Annotated in this window: 1 protein-coding gene; it reads left to right on the top strand. The window is 52.6% G+C overall.

The window, feature by feature from the left end; translation table 11 throughout:
- Window positions 1-67: 67 nt before the first annotated feature.
- Window positions 68-1,209 (top strand): IS3 family transposase gene (locus AC0ZWN_RS28765; RefSeq protein WP_225919934.1). Its coding sequence is split into 2 segments (ribosomal slippage): window positions 68-329 and window positions 329-1,209, totalling 1,143 coding nucleotides; the frame shifts between segments, so codons are not numbered across the junction.
- Window positions 1,210-1,258 lie beyond the last annotated feature (49 nt).

Raw genomic sequence — 1,258 nt, forward strand, 5'->3', positions numbered from 1 at the left:
TGATCTGGCTTAATGATTCTGGACACCCCTAAAGGGCGTTAATCTACGCCCAACGAAGAGGTGTGATTTGACCAGAAGATATTTTTCGACAGATTTCAAACGGGATGCGGCTTGCCTGGTTTTGGATAAAGACTATTCGGTGAGTGAAGCCTGCGAAGCAATGGGCGTGGGCCCTACAGCTCTGCGCCGCTGGGTTGAGCAACTGCGTGCGGAGCGCAGCGGCAAGACGCCTGAGAAGTCCAAGGCCATGACCGTTGACCAACAACGCATCCAGGAACTGGAAGCAACAATTCGACGGATTGAGCGCGAGAAGGAAATTTTAAAAAAGGCTACAGCTCTCTTGATGTCGGATTCCCTCGATCGGTAAGGCTGGTCGAGGAGTTAAGCGAGCAATATCCAAGATCCGAGTTGTGTGGCGTGTTTGGTATCAACCGCAGCAGTTATTACGAGCGTCTGAAACAGCGGGCGAAAGTGCATGTCGGACGCGATCGCCTAAAGATCAAGGCTGCCGAATTACATGAGCAAAGTCGCGGCTCAATGGGCGCGCGCAGCCTGTCAAAAGCGCTGTGTAACGAAAAAGAGTCGGTAGGTCGTTACATGGCTCGTAGCCTGATGCGCGAGCTCGGTTTGAAGAGCCAGCAACGGCGCAGGCATCGGTACAAACCCAGCGGTGCGGAGGCGCAATACGCCCCAAATCATTTGGAGCGTAAATTCAATGTCGAGGCCCCCAATCGAGTGTGGTGTGGCGACGTGACTTACATTTGGGCCGGTACTTACTGGGTTTATCTGGCTGCTGTACTTGATCTGCATGCCCGCCGCATCGTCGGCTGGGCGATGTCCAGAAGTCCGGATTCAGCTCTGACCTGTCGAGCGTTAAAGATGGCTTTCGAGTCGCGAGGACGCCCTGAAAACCTAATGTTCCATTCGGATCAGGGTTGCCATTACAGCAGCAAAATGTTCCGTGAAACGCTGTCGGAGATGCGGATAAAACAAAGCATGAGTCGACGAGGAAACTGCTGGGATAACGCCCCGATGGAGCGTTTCTTTGGCAGTTTGAAATCTGAATGGATACCCAAGGCTGGCTACCGAAACGAAGATGAGGCCAGTACCGATGTGTTGCGCTACCTGACCCATTATTACAATCGGATCAGGCTGCACAGTCACAACGGATATCGGACTCCGGTAGCAATGGAAGCCTTGGCAGCATGAGAAATGACCTAAACCCTATAACCGTGTCCAGTATCGTTTGACCAGATCA

The sequence above is a fragment of the Pseudomonas sp. 3B-A001-10F genome (genome assembly GCF_056313565.1).